Annotated in this window: 23 protein-coding genes; 17 read left to right on the forward strand and 6 right to left on the reverse strand. The window is 61.0% G+C overall.

Annotated features, from left to right (window positions below):
- Positions 1 to 42: 42 nt before the first annotated feature.
- The 5 genes from GOB94_RS02565 to GOB94_RS02585 all read left to right on the forward strand — a co-directional run bounded on the left by GOB94_RS02565 (position 43) and on the right by GOB94_RS02585 (position 6,283).
- Positions 43 to 1,296 (forward strand): aspartate aminotransferase family protein, encoded by a 1,254-nt coding sequence (locus GOB94_RS02565; protein WP_182277366.1) that lies wholly within the window; start codon positions 43 to 45, stop codon positions 1,294 to 1,296.
- 124 nt (positions 1,297 to 1,420) lie between these two features.
- Positions 1,421 to 2,476 (forward strand): ornithine carbamoyltransferase, encoded by a 1,056-nt coding sequence (gene argF, locus GOB94_RS02570; protein ID WP_182277367.1) that lies wholly within the window; start codon positions 1,421 to 1,423, stop codon positions 2,474 to 2,476.
- 153 nt (positions 2,477 to 2,629) lie between these two features.
- Entirely contained in the window at positions 2,630 to 3,970 is a 1,341-nt protein-coding gene (argG, locus tag GOB94_RS02575; protein WP_182277368.1) for an argininosuccinate synthase, read from the forward strand.
- Positions 3,971 to 4,098: 128 nt separating this feature from the next.
- Positions 4,099 to 5,607, forward strand: coding sequence for an argininosuccinate lyase (gene argH, locus GOB94_RS02580; protein WP_182277369.1), 1,509 nt, complete (start codon positions 4,099 to 4,101; stop codon positions 5,605 to 5,607).
- The gene (locus GOB94_RS02585) at positions 5,600 to 6,283 is read left to right on the forward strand and encodes a GNAT family N-acetyltransferase (RefSeq protein WP_346265641.1); all 684 of its coding nucleotides are present in this window, start codon (positions 5,600 to 5,602) and stop codon (positions 6,281 to 6,283) included. The genes argH and GOB94_RS02585 overlap by 8 nt, the downstream gene beginning before the upstream one ends.
- 171 nt (positions 6,284 to 6,454) lie before the next feature.
- Here GOB94_RS02585 and GOB94_RS02590 read toward each other — a convergent pair whose 3' ends face one another.
- The 3 genes from GOB94_RS02590 to GOB94_RS02600 form a co-directional block, all read right to left on the reverse strand.
- On the reverse strand, positions 6,455 to 7,387 hold the full coding sequence (locus GOB94_RS02590; RefSeq protein ID WP_182277370.1) for an OmpA family protein: 933 nt from the start codon (positions 7,385 to 7,387) through the stop codon (positions 6,455 to 6,457).
- Positions 7,388 to 7,750: 363 nt separating this feature from the next.
- Positions 7,751 to 8,551 (reverse strand): ATP-binding cassette domain-containing protein, encoded by an 801-nt coding sequence (locus GOB94_RS02595; RefSeq protein WP_182277371.1) that lies wholly within the window; start codon positions 8,549 to 8,551, stop codon positions 7,751 to 7,753.
- 175 nt (positions 8,552 to 8,726) lie between these two features.
- Entirely contained in the window at positions 8,727 to 9,353 is a 627-nt protein-coding gene (locus GOB94_RS02600) for a histidine phosphatase family protein (protein ID WP_182277372.1), read from the reverse strand.
- Positions 9,354 to 9,402: 49 nt separating this feature from the next.
- On the opposite strand from GOB94_RS02600, the gene GOB94_RS02605 reads away from it, so the two are divergent.
- The 6 genes from GOB94_RS02605 (at position 9,403) to GOB94_RS02630 (ending at position 14,590) form a co-directional block, all read left to right on the forward strand.
- Positions 9,403 to 9,792, forward strand: coding sequence for a DoxX family protein (locus tag GOB94_RS02605; protein WP_182277373.1), 390 nt, complete (start codon positions 9,403 to 9,405; stop codon positions 9,790 to 9,792).
- Positions 9,793 to 9,879: 87 nt separating this feature from the next.
- Positions 9,880 to 11,874: an excinuclease ABC subunit UvrB gene (uvrB, locus tag GOB94_RS02610; protein ID WP_182277374.1), complete on the forward strand. Its 1,995-nt coding sequence runs from the start codon at positions 9,880 to 9,882 to the stop codon at positions 11,872 to 11,874.
- Positions 11,875 to 12,048: 174 nt separating this feature from the next.
- Entirely contained in the window at positions 12,049 to 12,855 is an 807-nt protein-coding gene (locus GOB94_RS02615) for a P63C domain-containing protein (RefSeq protein ID WP_220464981.1), read from the forward strand.
- Positions 12,856 to 13,296: 441 nt separating this feature from the next.
- The gene (locus GOB94_RS02620) at positions 13,297 to 13,485 is read left to right on the forward strand and encodes a hypothetical protein (RefSeq protein ID WP_182277376.1); all 189 of its coding nucleotides are present in this window, start codon (positions 13,297 to 13,299) and stop codon (positions 13,483 to 13,485) included.
- A complete protein-coding gene (locus tag GOB94_RS02625) occupies positions 13,482 to 13,904 on the forward strand; it encodes a type II toxin-antitoxin system VapC family toxin (RefSeq protein WP_182277377.1) in 423 nt (140 codons plus the stop codon). The genes GOB94_RS02620 and GOB94_RS02625 overlap by 4 nt, the downstream gene beginning before the upstream one ends.
- A gap of 35 nt (positions 13,905 to 13,939) precedes the next feature.
- The gene (locus GOB94_RS02630) at positions 13,940 to 14,590 is read left to right on the forward strand and encodes a rhomboid family intramembrane serine protease (RefSeq protein WP_182277378.1); all 651 of its coding nucleotides are present in this window, start codon (positions 13,940 to 13,942) and stop codon (positions 14,588 to 14,590) included.
- Between the two features lie 61 nt (positions 14,591 to 14,651).
- Here GOB94_RS02630 and GOB94_RS02635 read toward each other — a convergent pair whose 3' ends face one another.
- On the reverse strand, positions 14,652 to 14,900 hold the full coding sequence (locus GOB94_RS02635; RefSeq protein WP_182277379.1) for a hypothetical protein: 249 nt from the start codon (positions 14,898 to 14,900) through the stop codon (positions 14,652 to 14,654).
- A gap of 97 nt (positions 14,901 to 14,997) precedes the next feature.
- Complete coding sequence (locus GOB94_RS02640) at positions 14,998 to 15,174, reverse strand: hypothetical protein (protein WP_182277380.1); 177 nt, start codon at positions 15,172 to 15,174, stop codon at positions 14,998 to 15,000.
- A 314-nt stretch (positions 15,175 to 15,488) separates the two neighbouring features.
- On the opposite strand from GOB94_RS02640, the gene GOB94_RS02645 reads away from it, so the two are divergent.
- From GOB94_RS02645 to GOB94_RS02670, 6 genes are all read left to right on the forward strand, one after another.
- A complete protein-coding gene (locus GOB94_RS02645; RefSeq protein WP_220464982.1) occupies positions 15,489 to 16,514 on the forward strand; it encodes a prolyl oligopeptidase family serine peptidase in 1,026 nt (341 codons plus the stop codon).
- A 35-nt stretch (positions 16,515 to 16,549) separates the two neighbouring features.
- Positions 16,550 to 16,747 carry a hypothetical protein gene (locus GOB94_RS02650; RefSeq protein WP_182277381.1) on the forward strand — a complete coding sequence of 66 codons (198 nt, stop codon included), beginning with the start codon at positions 16,550 to 16,552 and terminating at the stop codon, positions 16,745 to 16,747.
- Between the two features lie 292 nt (positions 16,748 to 17,039).
- The gene (locus GOB94_RS02655; RefSeq protein ID WP_182277382.1) at positions 17,040 to 17,375 is read left to right on the forward strand and encodes a PadR family transcriptional regulator; all 336 of its coding nucleotides are present in this window, start codon (positions 17,040 to 17,042) and stop codon (positions 17,373 to 17,375) included.
- The gene (locus tag GOB94_RS02660) at positions 17,372 to 18,049 is read left to right on the forward strand and encodes a hypothetical protein (RefSeq protein ID WP_182277383.1); all 678 of its coding nucleotides are present in this window, start codon (positions 17,372 to 17,374) and stop codon (positions 18,047 to 18,049) included. The genes GOB94_RS02655 and GOB94_RS02660 overlap by 4 nt, the downstream gene beginning before the upstream one ends.
- A gap of 120 nt (positions 18,050 to 18,169) precedes the next feature.
- Positions 18,170 to 19,606 carry a hypothetical protein gene (locus GOB94_RS02665; RefSeq protein WP_182277384.1) on the forward strand — a complete coding sequence of 479 codons (1,437 nt, stop codon included), beginning with the start codon at positions 18,170 to 18,172 and terminating at the stop codon, positions 19,604 to 19,606.
- A gap of 170 nt (positions 19,607 to 19,776) precedes the next feature.
- Positions 19,777 to 20,427, forward strand: a complete 651-nt coding sequence (locus GOB94_RS02670; RefSeq protein ID WP_182277385.1) for a DinB family protein — start codon at positions 19,777 to 19,779, stop codon at positions 20,425 to 20,427.
- Positions 20,428 to 20,649: 222 nt separating this feature from the next.
- On the opposite strand, the gene GOB94_RS02675 is transcribed toward GOB94_RS02670, so the two are convergent.
- Positions 20,650 to 20,817: a hypothetical protein gene (locus GOB94_RS02675; RefSeq protein WP_182277386.1), complete on the reverse strand. Its 168-nt coding sequence runs from the start codon at positions 20,815 to 20,817 to the stop codon at positions 20,650 to 20,652.
- Between the last annotated feature and the right edge of the window lie 9 nt (positions 20,818 to 20,826).

Below are 20,826 nucleotides of genomic sequence, written 5' to 3' on the forward strand. Positions count from 1 at the left end.
TCTTGCTCGCAGCCGCAACACTCTAAACCGGAGGCACCACCCATGACCCTCGCCGAACTCCAGGCCGCCGAATCCAAACTTCTCCTCCAGACCTACGCCCGCTACCCTCTGCAATTCGTCAGCGGCCACGGCGTCCACCTCCGCGACGAGCACGGCAACGACTATCTCGACCTGCTCTCCGGCATCGGCGTCTGCGCGCTCGGCTACAACCACCCCGCCATCACCCGCGCCCTGACAGAGCAGGCCCAGAAGCTCATCCACACCAGCAACCTCTTCTACAACGCCGGCACCACAGAGCTCGCCCTCCGCCTCACCGAGATCACCGGCCTCGACCGCGTCTTCTTCTGCAACTCCGGCACCGAGGCATGGGAGGCCGCGCTCAAGCTCGCCCGCGCCAACGCCACTATGCTCCGCGCCGAAGGCAAGCAGATCGGCACCAAATTCATCGCCCTGGACAACAGCTTCCACGGTCGCTCCATGGGCGCCGTCTCCACTACGCACAAGGCCCTCTACCGCGAGCCCTTCGCCCCGCTCATCCCCGGCGTCGAGTTCATCCCCATGAACGACATCGCAGCCCTGCGCGCCGCGTTTAGCAACAAGGTCTGCGGCATCTGCATCGAGGTCCTGCAAGGCGAAGGCGGCATCAACCCGATCTCCGAAGAACTCCTAAGCGAGGCAAGAGCCCTCTGCGACTCCAACGGCGCTCTCCTGCTCCTCGACGAGATCCAGTCCGGCATGGGCCGCACCGGCAAGTGGTGCGCCTACCAGCACTACAGCGTGCGCCCGGACGTCACCACGCTCGCCAAGCCCATGGCCGGCGGCGTCCCCATCGGCGCCATGCTCTGCACCGACGCCGCAGCCCGCGCCATCACCCCCGGCATGCACGGGACGACATTCGGTGGTAATCCATTGGCCGTGGCAGTAGCCATCGCCGTCATCGACGAGATCAAATCCGCCAACCTCCTCGACCACATCAACGAGGTCGGCGACTACTTCCACGCACAACTTCTCGCTCTACAATCGAAGCACGAGGCCATCAAGCAGGTACGCGGCCTCGGCCTCATGCTCGGCCTTGAGCTGCACTCCGCCGACCTCGCAAAGACCATCCTCGGCGACATGCAGCAACGCCGCATCATCCTCAACCGCACGCATGAGACCGTGCTCCGCTTCCTGCCGCCCTATCTCATCACCCGCGAGCACGTCGACCAGACCATCGCCGCCCTCGACCAACTGCTCACCCAACACTCCACTGGAGACGCCGTAGCTTTGAAGGGAACAGCTACACAGTTGCTTTGAAGGGAACAGCAGCGCAGTTGCTTTGAAGGGGACGGGCTTCAGCCCGTCCGTTCACAATCGCTAATCAGAGCGGGGCTTTAGCCCCGGAGGGAGAGAGCCTCCCGTCGTTGTAGGAGTCTTCAAAATGGAAAACAAGACCATCGTCATGAACACCCCCAAGTCCGCCACCCTCGGCATCCAGTCCGACACCGCCTTCACTGAGACCGCCAAGGGCCTCGCCGGCCGCGACCTCACCTCCATCGCCGATCTCTCCGTCAGCGAGATGGCCGCGATTCTGGAACTCGCTCATGCGGTAAAGTCCACTCCTGAAGACTTCCGCCACGCCCTCGACGCCAAGCAGATGGTCATGTTCTTCGAGAAGGCCTCGCTCCGCACACGCCTCACCTTTGAGGTCGCCATGAACACCGTCGGCGGCAACGCCCTCTTCGTCGACCAGACCAAGGAGCCCCTCGGCGAGCGCGAGTCCATCCCCGACGTCGCCCGCAACCTCGAGCGCTGGATGAACGTCATCGTCCTCCGCACCTACGCGCACGACACCGTCACCGAGATGGCCGCGCACGCCAAGGTCCCCGTCATCAACGCCCTCTCCGACCTCGAGCACCCCTGCCAGGCCATCACCGACTTCTTCACCCTTGAAGAGCACTTCGGCTCCGTCGAAGGCCTCAAGTTCACCTACGTCGGCGACGGCAACAACGTCTGCCACTCGCTCATGCTCGCCGGCGCTCTGCTCGGCTCACACGTCACCGTTGCGACACCGAAGAACTTCGCGCCGAAGCTAGAGATCGTCCACAAGGCCATCGAGCTCGCCGAGCACACCGGCGCCACCCTCACCATCACCACCGACCCCATCAAGGCCGCCACCGGCGCCGACGCCATCTACACCGACGTCTGCACCTCCATGGGCCAGGAGCACGAAGCCGCCCGCCGCGCCCCCATCTTCAAGCCCTACCAGGTCAACGACGACCTTATGAAGCTCGCGCAGGACTCCGCCGTCTTCATGCACTGCCTCCCCGCCCACCGCGGTGCCGAAGTCACCGACACCGTCCTTGACGGCCCACAGTCCATCGTCTTCGACCAGGCCGAAAACCGCATGCACGCCCAGAAGGCCATCACCCTCATGCTCCTCGGCGGCGCAAAACGCCTCCCCAACCCGCGCACCCGAACCCGCACAAAGCGCTAACCCTCGTTGCCGTTGCTTTTCTTGTTTGTCATTCCCAAAGGGAATCTGCTTCTGTCGTTGCCGTTGTTTGTTCTACATCGCGTAACTTTCTTTTAAAAACTTCGCGAACTCTGCGTGAAAGCTTTTGCTTTTGTTCTTGCTTAGGAACCCATCATGTCCGTGATCCTCGAATCCCTCCCCACCGGCCAGCGCGTCGGCATCGCCTTCTCCGGAGGCCTCGACACCTCCGCCGCTCTTCACTGGATGAAGCAGAAGGGCGCGCTCCCCTACGCCTACACCGCCAACCTCGGCCAGCCCGACGAGACCGACTACGAGGCCATCCCGCGCAAAGCCCTCGAATACGGTGCCGAGCAGGCTCGCCTCATTGACTGCCGCGCCCAGCTCGTCCGCGAAGGCATCGCCGCGCTCCAGGCCGGAGCCTTCCACATCACCACCGCCGGCGTCACCTACTTCAACACCACGCCCATCGGCCGCGCCGTCACCGGCACCATGCTCGTCACCGCCATGAAGGAGGACGGCGTCAACATCTGGGGCGACGGCTCCACCTTCAAGGGCAATGACATCGAGCGTTTCTACCGCTACGGCCTCCTCGTCAACCCCGACCTCAAGGTCTACAAACCGTGGCTCGACGACCAGTTCATCCACGAACTCGGCGGCCGCAAAGAGATGTCCGAGTTCCTCATCGCCTCCGGCTTCGACTACAAGATGTCGACCGAGAAGGCCTACTCCACCGATTCCAACCTCCTCGGTGCAACCCACGAAGCGAAAGACCTCGAACACCTCAGCACCTCCATGAAGATCGTCGCCCCCATCATGGGCTCGGCCTTCTGGAAACAAGACGTCGACATCAAGCCCGAAGAGATCACCGTCCGCTTTGAAGAAGGCTTCCCTGTCGCGCTCAACGGCAAGCACTTCGCAGACCCCGTCGCCCTCATGTACGCCGCCAACGAAATCGGCGGCCGCCACGGCCTCGGCATGTCCGACCAGATCGAGAACCGCATCATCGAAGCCAAGTCGCGCGGCATCTATGAAGCCCCCGGCCTCGCTCTGCTCTTCATCGCCTACGAGCGCCTCATCACCGGCATCCACAACGAGGACACCATCGAGCAGTACCGCGAGAACGGCCGCAAACTCGGCCGCCTCCTCTACCAGGGCCGCTGGTTCGACTCCCAGGCCCTCATGCTACGCGAAGCTGCGCAGCGCTGGGTCGCGAAGCCCATCACCGGCACTGTTACCCTCGAGTTCCGCCGCGGCAACGACTACTCCATCCTCAACACCGACTCGCCGAACCTCACCTTCGCCCCCGAGCGCCTCAGCATGGAAAAAACCGAATCCACCTTCAGCCCCAAGGACCGCATCGGCCAGCTCACCATGCGCAACCTCGACATCACCGACACCCGCGCCAAACTCCAAACCTACGCCGCCACCGGCCTCATCAACCTGAGCCACGGCACCGAAATGCCCCAACTCAACAGCACCACCGACAAAGAATAATCCATTGCCGGGTTGGCAAAACTGCCTACCCAGCCCAGACAAAACTTTGCGAAACTTGGCGTCTTTACTCTGCGCACTTTGCGTGAAAGCTTTTGCATTTGTCGTTGCTTGTTTCACCCCGAGGAACCATGTCTAACGAACCCACCAAAATGTGGTCCGGCCGCTTCCGCGAGCCCCTCAACCGCACCTTCGAGCAGTGGCAGCGCAGCTTCCCCTTCGACTGGCGCCTGCTCCCCCAAGAGGTCGCCGCCAGCAAAGCGCACGCCCAAACCATCGCCGCCGCCGGCATCCTCACGCCCGAAGAACTAGAAACAACCCTGCGCGGCCTAACACTCGTAGGCGAACGAGCGATCAACTGGTCCAACCGCATCTCCGCCACCAGCGGCCAGGTAGACTACGAAACCTCCGACCAGCAGATCGGCGCAGCCATCGTAGCCTCCGCGCCACAGGCCGAAGACATCCACCACTTCGTCGAACTAGAGCTCACCAAAGAGATCGGCGCGCTCGCCCTCAAGCTCCACACCGGCCGCAGCCGCAACGAGCAGATCGCGACCGACATGCGCCTCTTCGTGCGCGACGCCATCGACTCCACGCTCACCGGCCTCCGCGACTGGCTCCTCGCGCTCATCACTCTCGCCGAAAAATCCGGCACAGCCGTCATGCCCGGCTACACCCACCTCCAGCGGGCCGAGCCGGTCCTCATCGCGCACTGGCTCCTCGCCTACGTCTCCATGCTCGAGCGCGACCACTCCCGCTTCACCGACGCCCGCACCCGCATGAACCTCTGCCCGCTCGGCAGCGGAGCCATCGCTGGAGCCACGCTTGCTCTCGACCGCACTATCGCCTCCAAGGCTCTTGCCTTCACCGCACCAACCCCCAACAGCATGGACGCCACCAGCGATCGCGACTTCATGCTCGACTTCGCACAAGCCGCCACCACGCTAGGCCTTCACATCTCGCGCTTCGCCGAAGAGCTCACTTTATACGCGACCTCTGAATTCGGATTTATAGACCTCCCCGAAGCTTTCTCGACCGGCAGCTCCGCGATGCCGCAGAAGAAGAACCCCGACCTCACCGAGTTGGCCCGCGGCAAATCCGCCCGGCTTCTAGGCTCCGCAACAGCATTAGCGACCCTGATAAAAGGCCTTCCTCTCGCCTACAACAAAGACCTCCAGGAAGGCCAGGAGCAGATCTTCGACGTAGCCGACACCCTCACCGGCCTCCTCAGCGTGCTCCCCAACTTCACCCGCGCGCTCACCTTCAAGCCCGAGGTCATGACCGCCGCCGCGCAGACCGGCTACCTCAACGCGATGGCCGCCGCCACCTACCTCAGCAACAAGGGCGTGCCCTTCCGCAAGGCGCACGAGATCGTCGGCAACGCCGTCCGCCTCGGCCTGGAAATGGATCCAGCAAAGCGCCTCGAACTCAACGAAATTCCCCTTCCCGAACTCCAGCAACTCAGCGAAGACTTCGCCGAAGACTTCTTCGATAGCATCTCGCTGCGCGCTACATTAGACTGTCACGATGTCATCGGTGGCACCGCAACCCACCGCGTCGCCGAGGCGCTGACCGCAGCGAAAACGCGCGTCGCGCATCTAATTTCTTCGGTCTCTTCGGAGGACCACGTAGTTGCCTAACCTCACCATCTCATCGAGCACCAAAGATCGCGAAGCCGCAGACCTCGGCCACGCCACGCGAAGCCTCTCGCCGTCCGCGAAGGACGACTTCCGCATCATCACCGTGCACAAGGCGCGCCTGCAGGACGCCCGCAGCATCTTCGACCTCGTCAACTCCCTCTCCCACGACGGCACGCTCCTCCGCCGCTCCTACGCCGAGGTCTGCGAGAACATCCGCGACTTCACCGTCGCCTGCATCGCCAACGACGACGGCGAGCATGAGTTCATCGGCTGCGGCGCGCTCCATCTCTACGGCCCGCATCTCGCCGAGGTCCGCTCCATCGTCGTCAAGCCCGAAGCCCGCGGCCTCGGTGCCGGCGACGCCATCCTCGAAGCCCTCCTCGCCGAAGCCGAAGAGCACCAGGTCATGTCCGTCTGCCTCTTCACCCGCATCCCCGACTACTTCGAGCACCTCGGCTTCCGCGTCGCCGAACGTGACGCCATGCCCGACAAGATCTACAAGGACTGCCAGACCTGCCCGCGCCTCTACGCCTGCGACGAAGTCGCCATGGTCAAAGGCCCGCTGCCCAACGTCGCCGTCCTCGGCCCCCGCACCGTCCAGCGCCCGCAGATGGTTGAAGACCCGTCCGCCGACACGCAACTCGTCCAACTCACCGGCACCAACCCCTCCCGCTAGCCGTCTCACATTGCGTACTCTGCGCTGACACGGCGTACTCTGCGTGAAAGTCTTTCGCCTCACCCCTGTTAAACAATCTGGCGACCGTGCAAGAGCAAGCTCCAACACGATCGCCAAATCTTCCAGTCCGGCGCGCTGACTTACATCAACGCGCCCGCTGCTGCACTATGACTACTGCCCCGGCTGCGTTACCGAAGCGGTCTGGTCCGATGAACCCACAATGCCCTTGTTCACCAGGATCGTCACCACCACACGCCGGTTCTCCTTCTGGCCAGAGCGCGAGTGGTTATCGGCAACCTGCTCCGAAGTTCCCATCGCCGCAGGCGCCAGAATCCGAGTCATCGGTACTGCACCGCTCTGCTGAATAATGGCCAGCACCGCATCGGCGCGTTCGCTGCTCAGCCGCTGGTTCAGCGTGGCCGAACCAACTGCAGACGCATAGCCCTGCACCTGGACCATGAAGCCCGGCGTGTTCGAAGCCGTCTTGATGAAGTCCTCAAGCTGGTCCTTGTCTGCCTTGCTTACGACCGCGCTGCCGTTGCGGAAGTTCACCGTCAGCGTGCCCTTCGTCTCGTACTGGTCAAGCTGACCAATGCGGCCATTCGTCTTGCCGATGCCGGTCTGGGCCTGTTGAGCGTCCTGCTGCTCCTGCTGCTGGTTCGCGGCAATCTGCTGCTTGCTGGCCGCAATGTCCGCCTGCGTACTTTCGATATCGCGGCGAGCACTCATCAGCGCATCCTGCTGCGCAGCGACCTTTGCGTTCGTCGGGGTCAGCCCGGCATCGATCTGGTTGGCCGTACGCATCGATCCGCGCGTAAACTCAACCTTCCGCGCAATGAGCTTGTGGTCTTGGTCATATGTGCCATCGACCTTCACTTCCAGCCCGGGCACCAGCGCCGCGATACCCAGGTCCTTGTGGCTCCAGCCTAGAAAGCCACCCTTCTCGGTAGCCTGCGTGTTGTCTTGCAGCGTAACAATCTGCCTTGTGTCGCCTGTTTTCACATACATGGTCGGGCCATCACGCCCAACAATCATGCCCTGTAACTCCGCATTGCTCTGAGCCTGGACAGTTACACCGGAGAACGTAAGCATGGCAAAAGACATGCCCAGTCCCAAAATTGTTTTCATTCGACGCTGATTTTTCATCAATAGTTCCTTTCTCGTCTTGTTCGGCCCGCAGCGCGACATACCGCAATTTCGCGACCGTCCACAACCTCGGCAAAGCCTCTTCGTCAAAGACTGCGCTTCGGCATTGCACGGTTAGATGTAAATCTCGCAAAGGGGGACAAATCGGTGCATCGACGTAACTCACGTCGTGACAGCGATATTTGATCCCATCAAAATCACTTGACCAAAATATTTCTTCAACTAATCGTGCAAAACTTCATCCTGCCGATCTTGAAAAAGTGAAATCATCATCGCCGCACGAAAACCCGTCTCAAAACCGGAACTCATACAATCTTTTCATTACCACGCATTCCAGTATCCACCGCGCTCACTCAGCGAAATCTCCCGCCCAAACAACTCACTCAGCCGGTTCGCTGTCAGCAACTCCTGCTTCGATCCATCCGCAATCACGCGTCCCTCGCGCATCATCACCACGCGGTCCATCTCCGGCAGAATGTCGGCAATATGGTGCGTGATCAGCAGGATCGCTGTCCCCTTCTGCGCCAGCCCGCGCAGCAGCTCGCGCAAGTCATGCTGCGCCCCTAAATCCAGCGCGTTGCTCGGCTCATCCAGCAGCAGCATCTTCACATCGCCCGCCTTCGCATCCAGCGACGTCCCCGCCAGCGCCCGCCCAATCATCACTCTGCGCTGCTGCCCTGCGCTCATCTGCCCCACCGGCTTCTCGCGCAGGGCCTCCGCACCCACCAGCACCAGGATCTCCTCCGCCTTCGCCCGCATCGCGTCCGTCACCGTAAGGTTCGGCCACAGCGTCGAGCTCGAAAAGAACCCTGTCAGCACCGCATCGAACGCGCTCGTCGTCAGCGTCTGCCGTCCCGGCAGCTCTGCGCTCACCACTCCCATGCGACGCTTCAACTCCGTCAGGTCCCACCGTTCGCGCCCCATAATGCTCACCTGCGTCTCAGGCCGAACAACCGGGTAGCACTCGCACGTCATCGTCTTAAGCAGTGTCGACTTCCCACACCCATTCGGTCCCAGGATGACCACATGCTCACCGGCTTCAATCCTCAGGCTCAGGTCATGCAACACCATATTGTTGCCCCGGGCCACATTCACATGTTGCAAATCCACTAATGCGTCCATCTGTCTCCCACACCTCTGCCGCGCGCACGCGACGCATCTCAAACACACACCTCCAGTCTAAGTGTTCACAGCTTGCGGCCCCTTATACCCACATAAGCCGAGCACACAAAAAACGGCAAAGGCGCGCACCCCTCTGCGCGCCCTCACCACCGCTCTACTCCCTATTACCCACTCCCTACTCCCTGCCCTCCTCGAATCCTCGGTTCCACTTCGACACCACCCGCGTCTCGCGCTCGAACCCCAGCACGCTCACGCTCCCGGTCCCCAATGAAAACAACCGGCCGCCCACCGCGTCCAGTCCAATCCACCGCGCCGCGATGATTCGCAGAATATGCGCATGGGCAAACAGCGCCACGCTCTGGCTCTCCACGGTCGCGCCCAGGTGGAACGTGGCCGCCGCCAGAGACCGAGCAATCACCTTGTCCGCGCGCGCTCCCACCTCCTCCACGCTCTCGCCGCCTACGATCGGGTCCGTCCACACGCTCCACGTCGGCCCATACTTCTCGCGCATCTCCTTGGTCGTCTTCCCCTCGGACTCCCCATAGTTCCACTCCATCAGGTTGTCATCCACCTCCGCCACGTCTCCATACCCGGCGATCGCACACGTCTGCCGTGCCCGCTGCATCGGACTGGTGAACACCGCGGCAAATTTCTTCCCGTTCAGATACTCCTTCAGCTCCACCGCTCTCTGCCGCCCATGGTCCGTCAGCGCAATATCGCTCGTGCTCGTATGCTGCCCACTCAGGCTCCACTCCGTCTCGCCATGCCGAATCAACCAAAGCTCCGTCTTTCCGTCAGCCATTCACTCTCTCCATTTCACTTCAGATAAGATGTCTGCAATGGACCATCTTATGATCAAAACCCTAAACCAACTGCAGCCATGGGGAGCCTTGGTCCTCCGAGTCGCCTTAGGCGTCTCTATGTTAGTGCATGGCTATGAAAAAGTTGTCCCACACGGCGCACTGCATGGTTTTGAAAGCTATATTAGAGCGCTCGGCATGCCCGCATGGCTGGGCATCGTGTCTGCCTACACAGAATTCATAGGTGGCATCTTGTTGCTCCTCGGCCTTCTCACCAGGCTCGCGTCTCTTTTCATCGCCATCAATATGCTGGTCGCACTGATCGCCGTCGGTATTCATCAAGGGTTCGGGATTTACAACTATATCTTTGCGTTGTTCGCGATAGCAGTCATGCTGTTCTTCTACGGACCGGGAGCATTGGCAGTCAACCGAAACTCTTGATGTCCGTGCGTGCGCAAAGAACAGGTTCGGAGCAGTTCACCAAACCTCCTGACACATCCTGTCACTGCCATCTCGTATCCTACAAGGATGGACTTCCAGCTAGTCTCCGACTACTCCCCCCAGGGCGACCAGCCCCGCGCCATCCGTGAGCTGACGAACGGTCTCGCCGCCGAAGAGAAGGACCAGGTCCTGCTCGGCGTCACCGGCTCCGGCAAGACCTTCACCATGGCCAAAATCATCGAGCAGTCGCAGCGCCCCGCGCTCATCCTCGCGCACAACAAGACTCTCGCCGCGCAGCTCTATCACGAGTTCAAACAGTTCTTCCCCAACAACGCCGTCGAGTACTTCGTCTCCTACTACGACTACTACCAGCCCGAAGCCTACATCCCCGCCGGCGACCTCTACATCGAAAAAGAGTCCACCATCAACGACGAGCTCGACAAGCTCCGCCTCAGCGCCACGCGCTCCCTCTTCGAGCGCCGCGACTGCATCATAGTCAGCTCCGTCTCCTGCATCTACGGCCTCGGCAGCCCCGAAGCCTACTACGGCATGTTGCTGCTCCTCGAAAAAGGCCAGAAGCTCAAGCGCGAAGACATCACCCGCCGTCTCGTCGAAATCCTCTACGAGCGCAACGACGTCGACTTCCGCCGCGGCACCTTCCGCGTGAGAGGAGATATCATCGAGGTCTTCCCCACCTACGACGAGAACGCCTTCCGCATCGAGCTCTTCGGCGACGAGATAGACTCCCTCTCGCAGATCGACCCGCTCTTCGGCACCGTCAAGCAGAAGTACTCGCGCCTCCCCATCTATCCGAAATCGCACTACGTCGTTCAGCCCGAGCGCAAGACCACCGCCATCAACTCCATCCTCGACGAGCTCATCGACTGGGAGGCCCAGCTAGAAAAAGAGGGCCGCCTCGTCGAGTCGCAACGCATCCACCAGCGCACCCGCTTCGACCTCGAGATGATCAAGTCCGTCGGCTTCTGCCACGGCATCGAAAACTACTCGCGCCACTTCTCCGGCCGCCTCCCCGGCGAGCCCCCACCCACGCTTCTCGACTACTTCCCCCGCGACTTCCTCACCTTCATCGACGAGTCCCACGTCACCGTCCCGCAGCTCCACGGCATGTGGCACGGCGACCGCAGCCGCAAGCAAAACCTCGTCGACTACGGCTTCCGCCTCCCCTCCGCCATGGACAACCGCCCCCTCCGCTTCGAAGAGTGGGAGTCCCGCGTCGGCCAGATCATCTACGTCTCCGCCACCCCCGGCCCCTACGAGCTCACCAAGTCCGCCGGAGTCGTCGTAGAACAAATCATCCGCCCCACCGGCCTCGTCGACCCGCAAGTCGAAATCCGCCCCGTCAAAGGCCAGATCGACGACCTCTTAGCCGAGATCCGCGACCGGGCTGAGAAACATCAGCGCGTCCTCGTCACCACGCTCACCAAGCGCATGGCCGAAGACCTCGCCAACTACTACACCGAGGTCGGCGTCCGCTGCCGCTACATGCACTCCGAGATCGACACCCTCGAACGCATCCGCCTCCTCCGCTCCCTCCGCAAAGGCGAGTACGACGTCCTCATCGGCATCAACCTCCTCCGCGAAGGCCTGGATTTACCAGAGGTGTCGCTTGTTGCAATTTTGGATGCCGACAAAGAAGGCTTCCTCCGCAGCCAGGGCTCCCTCATCCAGACCATCGGCCGCGCCGCCCGCCACCTCGAAGGCCGCGCCATCCTCTACGCCGACAAGATGACCGACTCCATGCAGCGCGCCATCGGAGAAACCAACCGCCGCCGCAACGCGCAGGAGGCCTACAACGCCGAACACGGCATCACCCCCCGCACCGTCATCCGCAGCATCGACGACTCCCTCGCCACCATTACCAACGCCGACTACCTAGAACTCACCAACGACGACGTAGCCCTCGAAGCCCTGGAGTTCACCACCCAGGCCGACCTCGACACCTACATCCAGAACCTCGAATCCGACATGCGCGAATCCGCCAAAAAATTCGAGTTCGAAAAAGCCGCCAAACTCCGCGACCAAATCAAAGACCTCAGAGACAAGGAATTCCTGTTCAGTTAGCAGGCAATTACCACAAACCTTGGTCTGCATAGATATGTAACTTGATTTCCACAGCTATTCGTGCATCTCCGTGTCCTATTATCGATAGAGGGTGCGGAGGTAAACGTGAAAGTGGCGAAAGCGACTCACAGCGGCTTCGTTTCACTGGGTAATTGGTCGCTACATGCTCATAACTTGTCAGACGGCAAGAGAGTGTTCGACAAGCGATCCTTCAAAGCAGTCCTCAACATACCTGTCACGGAGAGTGGCAGCTCAATCCTCAAGTCGTTAGCATCTCATAGGCTTCTTCAGAAGAGTCCACTCGCTCAAGCGGCAAACGTCTTCGATTTACCTATTAGGTTCGTAACCTCAGATGGACAAAGGTTGATAGGGTTCGAAGCTGAAGGCTTGATTGAGATATGTAAGCTGCTTTTAAAGGCTCGAGAGTTGGGTCTGCTTAGGAGCACAGCAGAGCTTCGTTACGCCAGAGCAGCCGAGTCACTTTTGGTCTCTCTCGCGAACGTGGGTCTCGCCGCCCTTATCGACGAAGCCACCGGATATCAAGCAACAAGAAAGCGTGATGCCCTCCAAGCACTTCTTGATCGGTACCTGAAAAAGGAGCTTGCGGCATGGGCAAAGAGATTTCCTGACGAATACTATGAGCAACTATTTCGTCTCAGACGGTGGAAATGGCAGGGTCGTTCTGTAAATCCTCCTCAGATAGTCAGCAAGTACACAAAAAATATCGTCTACGAGCGGTTGGCACCGGGCATTCTGAAAGAGTTGGAAAGCCGGAACCCTATGCAGGAATGTGGCGAGAGGAAAGCGAAACACCATCAATGGCTCACAGATGACGTCGGTCATCCAGCTTTAGCGCAGCACCTTCACGCTGTTGTGGCGATCATGAGAATCAGTGCCGACTGGCACAAGTTTGTCATTAATCTGCAAGATGCTTTCCCAAAGAAGGGCGACCAACTTGACCTAAAGTTAGATGACAACTAACTACGAGGTACGGCACTTGGATGCGTTCGACAGCTCTGCGATGGACTTTTGCGAAATCCATGCCCATGCCGATTCCATCTTCTCGAGCCTCGGCTTCTCGAAGAAACGGGCGAATTCGGGTTGGACGCGTAAGGTAGGAAGCGTCTACATGAATGGATATCCGACGAGAGATGGTCTATGGATCTCTTTCGAACGATTCGAAAAGCATTATTTGCAGTCGGTGCTCCTACTACCTTTCGAGATAGCACAAGGAACACTTTACTTCGCAATAGACGGCCACTTTATGGAAAATTATCCGAAGGATATTGATATCTGGCGGGCCGGGTGTCGCAAGTCTCGCTTCTGAGACGTGGGTTCGGCGGGTGGCCCAATCATGGGTGCCCCGTCCGGTATCAAAACTCAGCCCCTCGGCGTAAACTATCTCCACGAGGAGCGACGCGCATGGCATCCCACCCTGTTCCGCCATCCACACCCGAACTCGACGAAAAACCCCTCAGCTACGAAGAGGGCTGGGCTCTGTTTGAAAACATGCGTGGCATCCTCAAAGAGAGCTACGCCAAACTCGGCGGCGCCGAAGAGTACCACCGCAAAGAGCGCGAGGCATGGAACGAAGGCGCTGACGGCGAATGAGGCTCTACCTCGACACCACAGAGTGGGTCTATCACTTCGAAGACAATCCAATATTCGGCCCGGCAGCCGACGCCCTTGTCGACCGCCTCAAACGTGGCCACCACACCGCCGTCTCCAGCATCTTCGTGCTCAGCGAAATCCTCGTTGTCCCTCGACGCGATCAGGACGAGTTCGCCATAGCCCGGCTTCGCCACTTCTTTCTTTCGACCGCCGTTACGCTCGCTCCCTACAATCTCGCAGCGATGGATGTATACACCACACTCCGGGGAATCCACCGCGTCAAACCCCTCGACGCTCTCCACCTGTCCATCGCCGCAACAGCTAACGTCGACTACTTCGTCACCAACGACACGAAGCTGCACAAACTGACGGTTCCAGGTATAGGTAGAATCTGCCTGTCCGATTCCGTCAAACTCTAAGCAGCGAACGTAAGGCAAGCGAGAACTATAGCCACATGCCCGACAGCGTCATCTCCGAACCCGCTGCCCAGCCAACCCGCCAGCAGCGTTCGCCCAGCCCTTACACCATCACCTATGCGCTGATCGCCATCAACGCCCTGGTATTCCTCGCGATGGTCGCAAGCGGCGTCTCCTTCACCTCGCCCACGCCCCAGGAAGTATTTAACTGGGGCGGCGACTTCGGCCCCGCCACCGTCGGAGCGCACCAGTGGTGGCGTCTGCTTACCTCCATCTTCGTCCACTTCGGCATCATCCACATCGCCTTCAACATGTACGTCCTCTATCAAATCGGGCCGTTCATTGAACTCGTCTTCGGGCGCGCACGCTACCTGCTCATCTACTTCATCGCCGGCCTCTCCGGCAGCGTGGTCAGCGTCTGGGTCCACCCTCAGTCCGTCGGCGCAGGAGCCTCGGGTGCCATCTTCGGTCTCTACGGCGCCGTCTTCGGCTTCCTTCTCATCAAACGCAACGTACTCAACCCCGCCGCCACCCAAAGCATCTTCCGCTCCGCAGGAATCTTCGTCCTCTACAACATCGTCTATGGCTCCCTCAGCAGGACCACGGACCTCTCCGCCCACTTCGGCGGCCTCATCAGCGGATTCCTCATCGGGTTGCTGCTCGTGCGCCCACGCACCACGATCCAGTAACGGCGGGACGAACAGACCTGAATCACCACCCCTCTCGATGCCCCAACCTACCCTGAACGAATCAACGCAACTGCATCGCCTGCGCCGCAAACCCCACATCCTCTGCAGCCGCCCGCGAGCGCGACAACTCTTCCACCGCCAGCGCATTCGCCAACTGCCCAATCAGGCCCCGCACGTCATCCATGCTCCGCGCATACTCCCTTGGGTCCGTCTCAAACACAGCATGTGCTCTCTCCGACGCGCCAGTCAGCAACAGCTTCAGGGCCTTCACATGAGGAGCCTGTTCCACCTGAAAATACGAGTCGGCCATAGTGCTCTTTTCCTGCCCCTGAGATGAGTTCTCCTCACCATAGAGCGCAGCCTCACCCGCAGCCATCACCCAATGGGGTTAGGCCAGCCCACTCCCCTCACTGCCGCCCGTGACTCACCTGCAACCCCGCCGCCCCCAGCAGACAGATCGCCCCCACCGGCAGCATCAGCAGCTTCGACGCCACAAACGCTGTCTCCCACTGCCCCAGCGACACCACCGCCATCACCGGAAACACCGACAAAAACAGCAGCACACCCCCAACCCACAGAAGCATCGTCCGAATGCACCGACGGCACATCGCAACACCTCCTCGTCCGCTTTGCGGAACACACAGCAAAAAACGACGGCTGCAAAGCTACGCCTCCACCCCCACACCTTGCAAGCTGTCCGTGGGACATCCAACGACACCTCCCAGGTTGCCCCGCACTCCCATTTAAAAGTCGAGCCGCAAAAATCGGGTTCCACCCCTAACCCCAATCCGCTCCGGATCTTACCCCAAAAACCCGGGGAGGGTTCCCACCCCAGCTCCGTCATGCGATACAGTGACAGCACAACCTCACTTAACCCGCAGCCTCACAGGAGCCCGCCTTGCGTCCCCTCGCCGCACTCGCCGTCCTAGCTCTATCTCTCCCTCTCGCCGCCCAAATTCCTACCCCGCGCCCCGCCACCACTCCACAACCTCCCGCCTACAACGGCCAGAACGACGTCCTCCTCAAGCGCATGGACGACCTCCTCTGGTACCAGAAGATCGGCGACATCGCCGACATCGACAAGTCCGAGTACGGCGGCGCCCCCAACCCCCACGTCAAAAACAAGAAAGCCCCCGGCGCGACGAACCCTCTCATCATCCACGTCTACACCTTCATCCCCAAAAACCTCGACCGCACCAAAAAGCAGCCACTCATCGTCTACGTCCACCAAGGCGTCCACCAGTCGCTCGACACCACCATCGACGCCCACCAGGTCCGCGAGCTCCTTCTCCAGGGCTACACCATCGTCGCCACCGACTATCGCGGCTCCACCGGCTACGGCACCGGCTACTACCAGGACATCGACTACGGCGGCCTCGAAGTCGACGACGTCTACCGCGGCATGCAGTGGATGCTCCAGCGTTACTCCTTCCTCGACCCCAAGCGCGTCGGCATCGTCGGCTGGAGCCACGGCGGCCTCATCACCCTCATGAACATCTTCGCCCACCCGCACGACTTCGCCTGCGCCTACGCCGGCGTCCCCGTCTCCGACCTCGTCGCCCGCATGGGCTATGAGACACCCGGCTACCTCCAGCTCTACTCCGCCCCTTACGCCATCGGCGAGTCCGTCCACGACGACATCGCCGAGTACCGCAAGCGCTCCCCCGTCACCCACGCCGCCGAGCTCGACACCCCGCTCCTCATCCACACCAACACCAACGACGAGGACGTCAACTATCTCGAAGTCGAGCACCTCATCCAGGCCCTCACCTTCGAGCACAAGAAGTTCGACTACAAAATCTACCAGGACGCCCCCGGCGGCCACTACTTCAACCGCATCGACACCCCTCTCGCCGTCGAATCACGACACGATATCTACGTCTTCCTCGCTAAATACCTCCACCCCGATAACCCGCCAAAATAGCGCACACACCGCCCGCAACATGAGAAAATCGCGGGATGAGTAACTCGATCCCGAAAGCCCCAACCCGCACCACCGGCCTCAGCCCCAAGGAGCAGAAGCTCCAGGCCATGCGCGAAAAACTCGCCAAGGCCAACAGCTCCACCAAGCCTGCTACCGGCCATGAAAACAACTCGGTCAAGGCCAAAACCTCCTTCGCCGGAAAGAAAACCCTCTTCAACCGCAAGGCCGTCTAGCCCTCCCAGGGCACGGCCTCGCGTTTCGAGGGCGTTGCCCTTGTGCTTCTCGCGCAGCGCACACCACCCCCCTGCCCCGGCTTTGCACAAAAAGATCACGTCACGCATGCGTGTCATCTCGACCGGAGCGAAGCGCAGTGGAGAGATCCCTGTATTTTGCATGGAAGCACCACGAAGACCCAGGACATTCAACCACCCTCACTTGGAAAGGGATTTTTGCGCAAAGCTCCCTACTCCCTAAAAATCTAAATCCCTCTTGCCTTAATTTTATTTCTTCGCTACTTTGTAGGAAATGAAAACGCAAGGCCTCCTCAGCGAACTCGAGCTCCTCATCCTCCTCACCATCCTCCATCTCGGTGACGAGGCCTACGGCGTGCCCATCTCCCGCGAGCTCGCCAAGCAACGCGGCCATGCCGTCTCGCTCGCCGGCGTCTACTCCACACTCGACCGCCTCGAGCTCGCCGGCCTCGTCGCCTCTTCGCTCGGCGAAGCCACACCCGAGCGCGGCGGCCGCGCCAAGCGCTACTTCCGAGTCACCCGCGGCGGCCTCCGCGCCGTCCACAACACGCGCCGCGTCCTCACCCAGCTTTGGAGCAACATCCCCGCGCTCAACAAGGAGCCCGCATGACCCCCTCACGCGTCCTCCGATTCGCGCTCTGGCTTCGCGCAGCCCTATGGCTTTTAGACCACCTCACCCTCGGCCCCAACGCCGAAGCCCTCGCCGGTGATCTACACGAAGAGTTCGAAGCAGGCTGCTCTGCGCTCTGGCTCTGGCGACAGGTCATCGCCGCCATCCTCTTCGGCCTCTGGAACCGCACCGGCAGCTACCTTCTGCCGCTACTCTTCTCCATCCTCTGGACGCCGCTCTACACCGGCTGGCGTTTCTTCGGCGCCGACCGCCTCACCCACGTCGACCCCGCCCGCTACGCCACGCTCGCCTGGCCGTTCTCCTCCTGCATGGAGATCGTCAACGGCGTCATCCCCGCCGTCACCTTCATCTGGCTCGGCCTTCTGCTCTACATCTTCCTCCGTGCCGGCCGCACACACCGCACCTCGCCCTTCCACATCACGTTTGGCCTCTCCGTCAGCCTTAGCACACTATTGCTCGCGACCCTCGGCCTCATGCACCAACTCACCGGCACTGGCCTCGACCTCCGCTTCGTCACTCACGACGACTTCTACCTCACCCTGCACCTCTTCGCCGTCAGCATACCGCTCGCGCTCAGTCTGTTCACAGCCATCCTTCTCTCGTTCCCACGCACGCCGCACTCACCTGTCTATCGCAAGAAGCTCGCCCGCTGATCACGCAGCATCTTGAAGCGTTCGCCCCAGAAAACTGTCATCTCGACCGGAGCGCAGCGGAGTGGAGAGACCTGCAGTTCTTTCAGACTGCCTCGACATCCTGGGGCGTGCACTCAAACAATGAAGCTTCTTCAGGAGAGCCGCGCCGTGCCCGAAGACCCACCCCGTCTAGCCTCGCACCTCACCCCCTTCGCCGGAAGCCTCCTGATCACCGGCCTCGCCGCATTCTTCTGCTGCGACCCACCCACGCATCACACGCTCACCTGGACAAGCCTCGCGGCCCTCGCCACACTGTATATTCTCGCCACCGCCATCCTCCACACCGCGAGCATCTGGACCATCTGCCGCATCTTCCGCGAGCAGCTCGAAACCACACCCGTCCCACTCATCCTCACCTTCTGGCTCGCCATCGCATGGCTGCCGCTCTTCACGCTCCTCGCCAAAGAAGACTCCATCTACGCCGCAGCCCTCCCACCCATCATCACGGCCTGCGCACTCCTCGCCCTCCGCCCAAAACCCTCTGGGTACCTCATTCATGACGCAGCTCCATCGCGCCATGAGTGGGATGCCGACGCACACATCACCACCCACGACCTCTTCCGCACCCAACCACCACCCTTCTGGTCAAAACTCTGGCCAGCCTTCGCCACCTCACTCATCCTGCAAGCAGGCATCGCAACCCTCTTAACCGGCCACACAATCTACGCCGGCCTGCTCCTCGCCGCGGCACTCGCATACCCTCTCTGGAACCTCCCTCAACGCCTCTACCCGCGCTCATCGCGACTCAAGCAGGAACACACCCGCGCGATACAAACCTTCATCGTCCTCATCCTCACCGCCGTCCCGCTGCTGCCATTCCTCCGCTACAAACCCATCGCAAAAGCCTTCGGATCACTCCTGCATCTCCCCTTCGCCAACGTCATGCCGCCCATCCCCGCTATAGCCGAGCGCCACTACGGCCACGGCAAAGGCTACTCCGGCTTCATCCTCTTCCTTCCCCTCAAGCCGCATCAGCGCACCATCCCGCGCACACCCACCGACGCCCCACAACCCAGCACGCACCGCGCCCAGCCACAGGTCATCCCCTTCGACGGCGTCTACTGGTACTACAAGCACCCCGACACCCGCCCCGGCCGTGATGCCCGCCACGTCCACGGCGACGCCACCAAAGTCGACATCCACTCCACCGACTACCTCCCACTCTCCATGGAGGCCCACCAGTTCCTCGGCGCGCCCCTCAACACCGCCACCCTCCGCGCCATCCGCGTCTCACTCCGCAACGCCGACGACCGCCCCGGCCTCATCTCCATCCAGCTCAACCTCACCAACTCCGCCACCGGAGCCACCCAGTCCCTCGGCCGCATCGTGCTCCCCTCCAGCACACCGCGCAACATCCCCCTCAACCGCCCCGCCATCGACGAGACCCTCACCTTCAACATCCCGCGCTCTCACCGCGACTTCACCTTCGACCAGCTCATCGTCCAGATCATCCCCGCCCGCGAACGCAGCCTCGCCGGCTCCCACGTCGCCATCCAATCCTTCGAACTCCTCCCATAAGAACCGGCCACTGTGCACTTGCACTTGCCTTTCTTTCTTCCATTCCGAGCGCAGCGAGGAACCTGCTTCCCGCGCGAAGCGCGCGCTCTACCTCTACTCCCTATCCCCTGCCCTTCCCCTCTGCTACCCTTATCCACGCCGCACCGTCCACCCACACAGGAGCTCCTGACATGTCCCTCAAGCGCACCAGCCTCTTTATGGCACTGTCTCTGTGCAGTGCCATCGCCGTGCAATCCAGCGCACAAGGTCCCACACACAAATCGCTCTACAACGACGGAGTGGCCCACGTGCAGTCCGCACCCGCCATGCCCTCAGGCCCCGTCGACCCCGCCAAGTCCATGGACGCCGCCGTCTCCTCGCTCGAAAAGCTCTGGACCGGCGCCGCCTCTGCCATGCCCGCCGACAAGTACAGCTTCGCCCCCTCGGCGGCCATCTTCGTCCCCTCGCAGGCCGTCAAGTACGACGGCGTCCGCACCTACGCGCAGATCGTCACGCACACCATCCAGGCCAACTACCGTTACTTCTCCATCATCGGAGGCATCAAGCCTGACGTCGACGTCAAAGCCATCGGCGAGCTCAAATCCAAGGACGACATCCTCAAAGCCCTCGCCGACACCTTCGCCTTCGCCCACAAAGCCGTCGCCAACGTCACCACCGCCAACGCGTTTGACGCCGTCCCCGGCCGCCCCGGCTCCAACGCCACCCGCGTCACCGCCTTCGCCGGAGCCATCGCCCACGCCGAAGACGAGTACGGCCAGGCCGTCGAGTACCTCCGCATGAACGCCATCATCCCCCCAGCCAGCGCCCCCCGCGAGCCCTAGCCGCAACGCACCGCGCAACAAAAAGAGCCCCTCCGCCAGGAGGGGCTTTGCATTCACGCGACTCTCGTTCTTCGTCTTGCTTCTGTTGTTGTCGTTGCTTGTTTTACATTGCGTAACTTTCTTTAAAAACTTCGCGCACTCTGCGTGAAGGTCTTTGCTCTTCTAAATTGCCCGTCAGAAACCCAACAAGGAACCTGCTTCTCAACGCGAAGTACACAAGCACTACGCCAGCATCAACCCATCCGCCAGCAGTCCATGGTCATCGCCACTCTCCACCAGCGCGTAATACAGCAGTTCAGCCAGCGACATCCGTTCCATCCGCGCATCCTGCACCGTCGGCAACACTCGCTGTTCGAAAACTCTCTCCAGTCTCTCTCTCAAGTCCATCATCACTTCTCT

Source organism: Granulicella sp. 5B5 (genome assembly GCF_014083945.1).
Lineage (GTDB): Bacteria > Acidobacteriota > Terriglobia > Terriglobales > Acidobacteriaceae > Granulicella.

Coding starts and splice junctions, on each gene's coding strand:
- GOB94_RS02565 (WP_182277366.1), top strand. CDS start 43: ATGACCCTCGCCGAACTCCAGGCCGCCGAATCCAAACTTCTCCTCCAG.
- argF (WP_182277367.1), top strand. CDS start 1,421: ATGGAAAACAAGACCATCGTCATGAACACCCCCAAGTCCGCCACCCTC.
- argG (WP_182277368.1), top strand. CDS start 2,630: ATGTCCGTGATCCTCGAATCCCTCCCCACCGGCCAGCGCGTCGGCATC.
- argH (WP_182277369.1), top strand. CDS start 4,099: ATGTCTAACGAACCCACCAAAATGTGGTCCGGCCGCTTCCGCGAGCCC.
- GOB94_RS02590 (WP_182277370.1), bottom strand. CDS start 7,387: ATGTCTTTTGCCATGCTTACGTTCTCCGGTGTAACTGTCCAGGCTCAG.
- GOB94_RS02595 (WP_182277371.1), bottom strand. CDS start 8,551: ATGGACGCATTAGTGGATTTGCAACATGTGAATGTGGCCCGGGGCAAC.
- GOB94_RS02600 (WP_182277372.1), bottom strand. CDS start 9,353: ATGGCTGACGGAAAGACGGAGCTTTGGTTGATTCGGCATGGCGAGACG.
- GOB94_RS02605 (WP_182277373.1), top strand. CDS start 9,403: ATGATCAAAACCCTAAACCAACTGCAGCCATGGGGAGCCTTGGTCCTC.
- uvrB (WP_182277374.1), top strand. CDS start 9,880: ATGGACTTCCAGCTAGTCTCCGACTACTCCCCCCAGGGCGACCAGCCC.
- GOB94_RS02620 (WP_182277376.1), top strand. CDS start 13,297: ATGGCATCCCACCCTGTTCCGCCATCCACACCCGAACTCGACGAAAAA.
- GOB94_RS02625 (WP_182277377.1), top strand. CDS start 13,482: ATGAGGCTCTACCTCGACACCACAGAGTGGGTCTATCACTTCGAAGAC.
- GOB94_RS02630 (WP_182277378.1), top strand. CDS start 13,940: ATGCCCGACAGCGTCATCTCCGAACCCGCTGCCCAGCCAACCCGCCAG.
- GOB94_RS02635 (WP_182277379.1), bottom strand. CDS start 14,900: ATGGCCGACTCGTATTTTCAGGTGGAACAGGCTCCTCATGTGAAGGCC.
- GOB94_RS02640 (WP_182277380.1), bottom strand. CDS start 15,174: ATGCTTCTGTGGGTTGGGGGTGTGCTGCTGTTTTTGTCGGTGTTTCCG.
- GOB94_RS02650 (WP_182277381.1), top strand. CDS start 16,550: ATGAGTAACTCGATCCCGAAAGCCCCAACCCGCACCACCGGCCTCAGC.
- GOB94_RS02655 (WP_182277382.1), top strand. CDS start 17,040: ATGAAAACGCAAGGCCTCCTCAGCGAACTCGAGCTCCTCATCCTCCTC.
- GOB94_RS02660 (WP_182277383.1), top strand. CDS start 17,372: ATGACCCCCTCACGCGTCCTCCGATTCGCGCTCTGGCTTCGCGCAGCC.
- GOB94_RS02665 (WP_182277384.1), top strand. CDS start 18,170: ATGAAGCTTCTTCAGGAGAGCCGCGCCGTGCCCGAAGACCCACCCCGT.
- GOB94_RS02670 (WP_182277385.1), top strand. CDS start 19,777: ATGTCCCTCAAGCGCACCAGCCTCTTTATGGCACTGTCTCTGTGCAGT.
- GOB94_RS02675 (WP_182277386.1), bottom strand. CDS start 20,817: ATGATGGACTTGAGAGAGAGACTGGAGAGAGTTTTCGAACAGCGAGTG.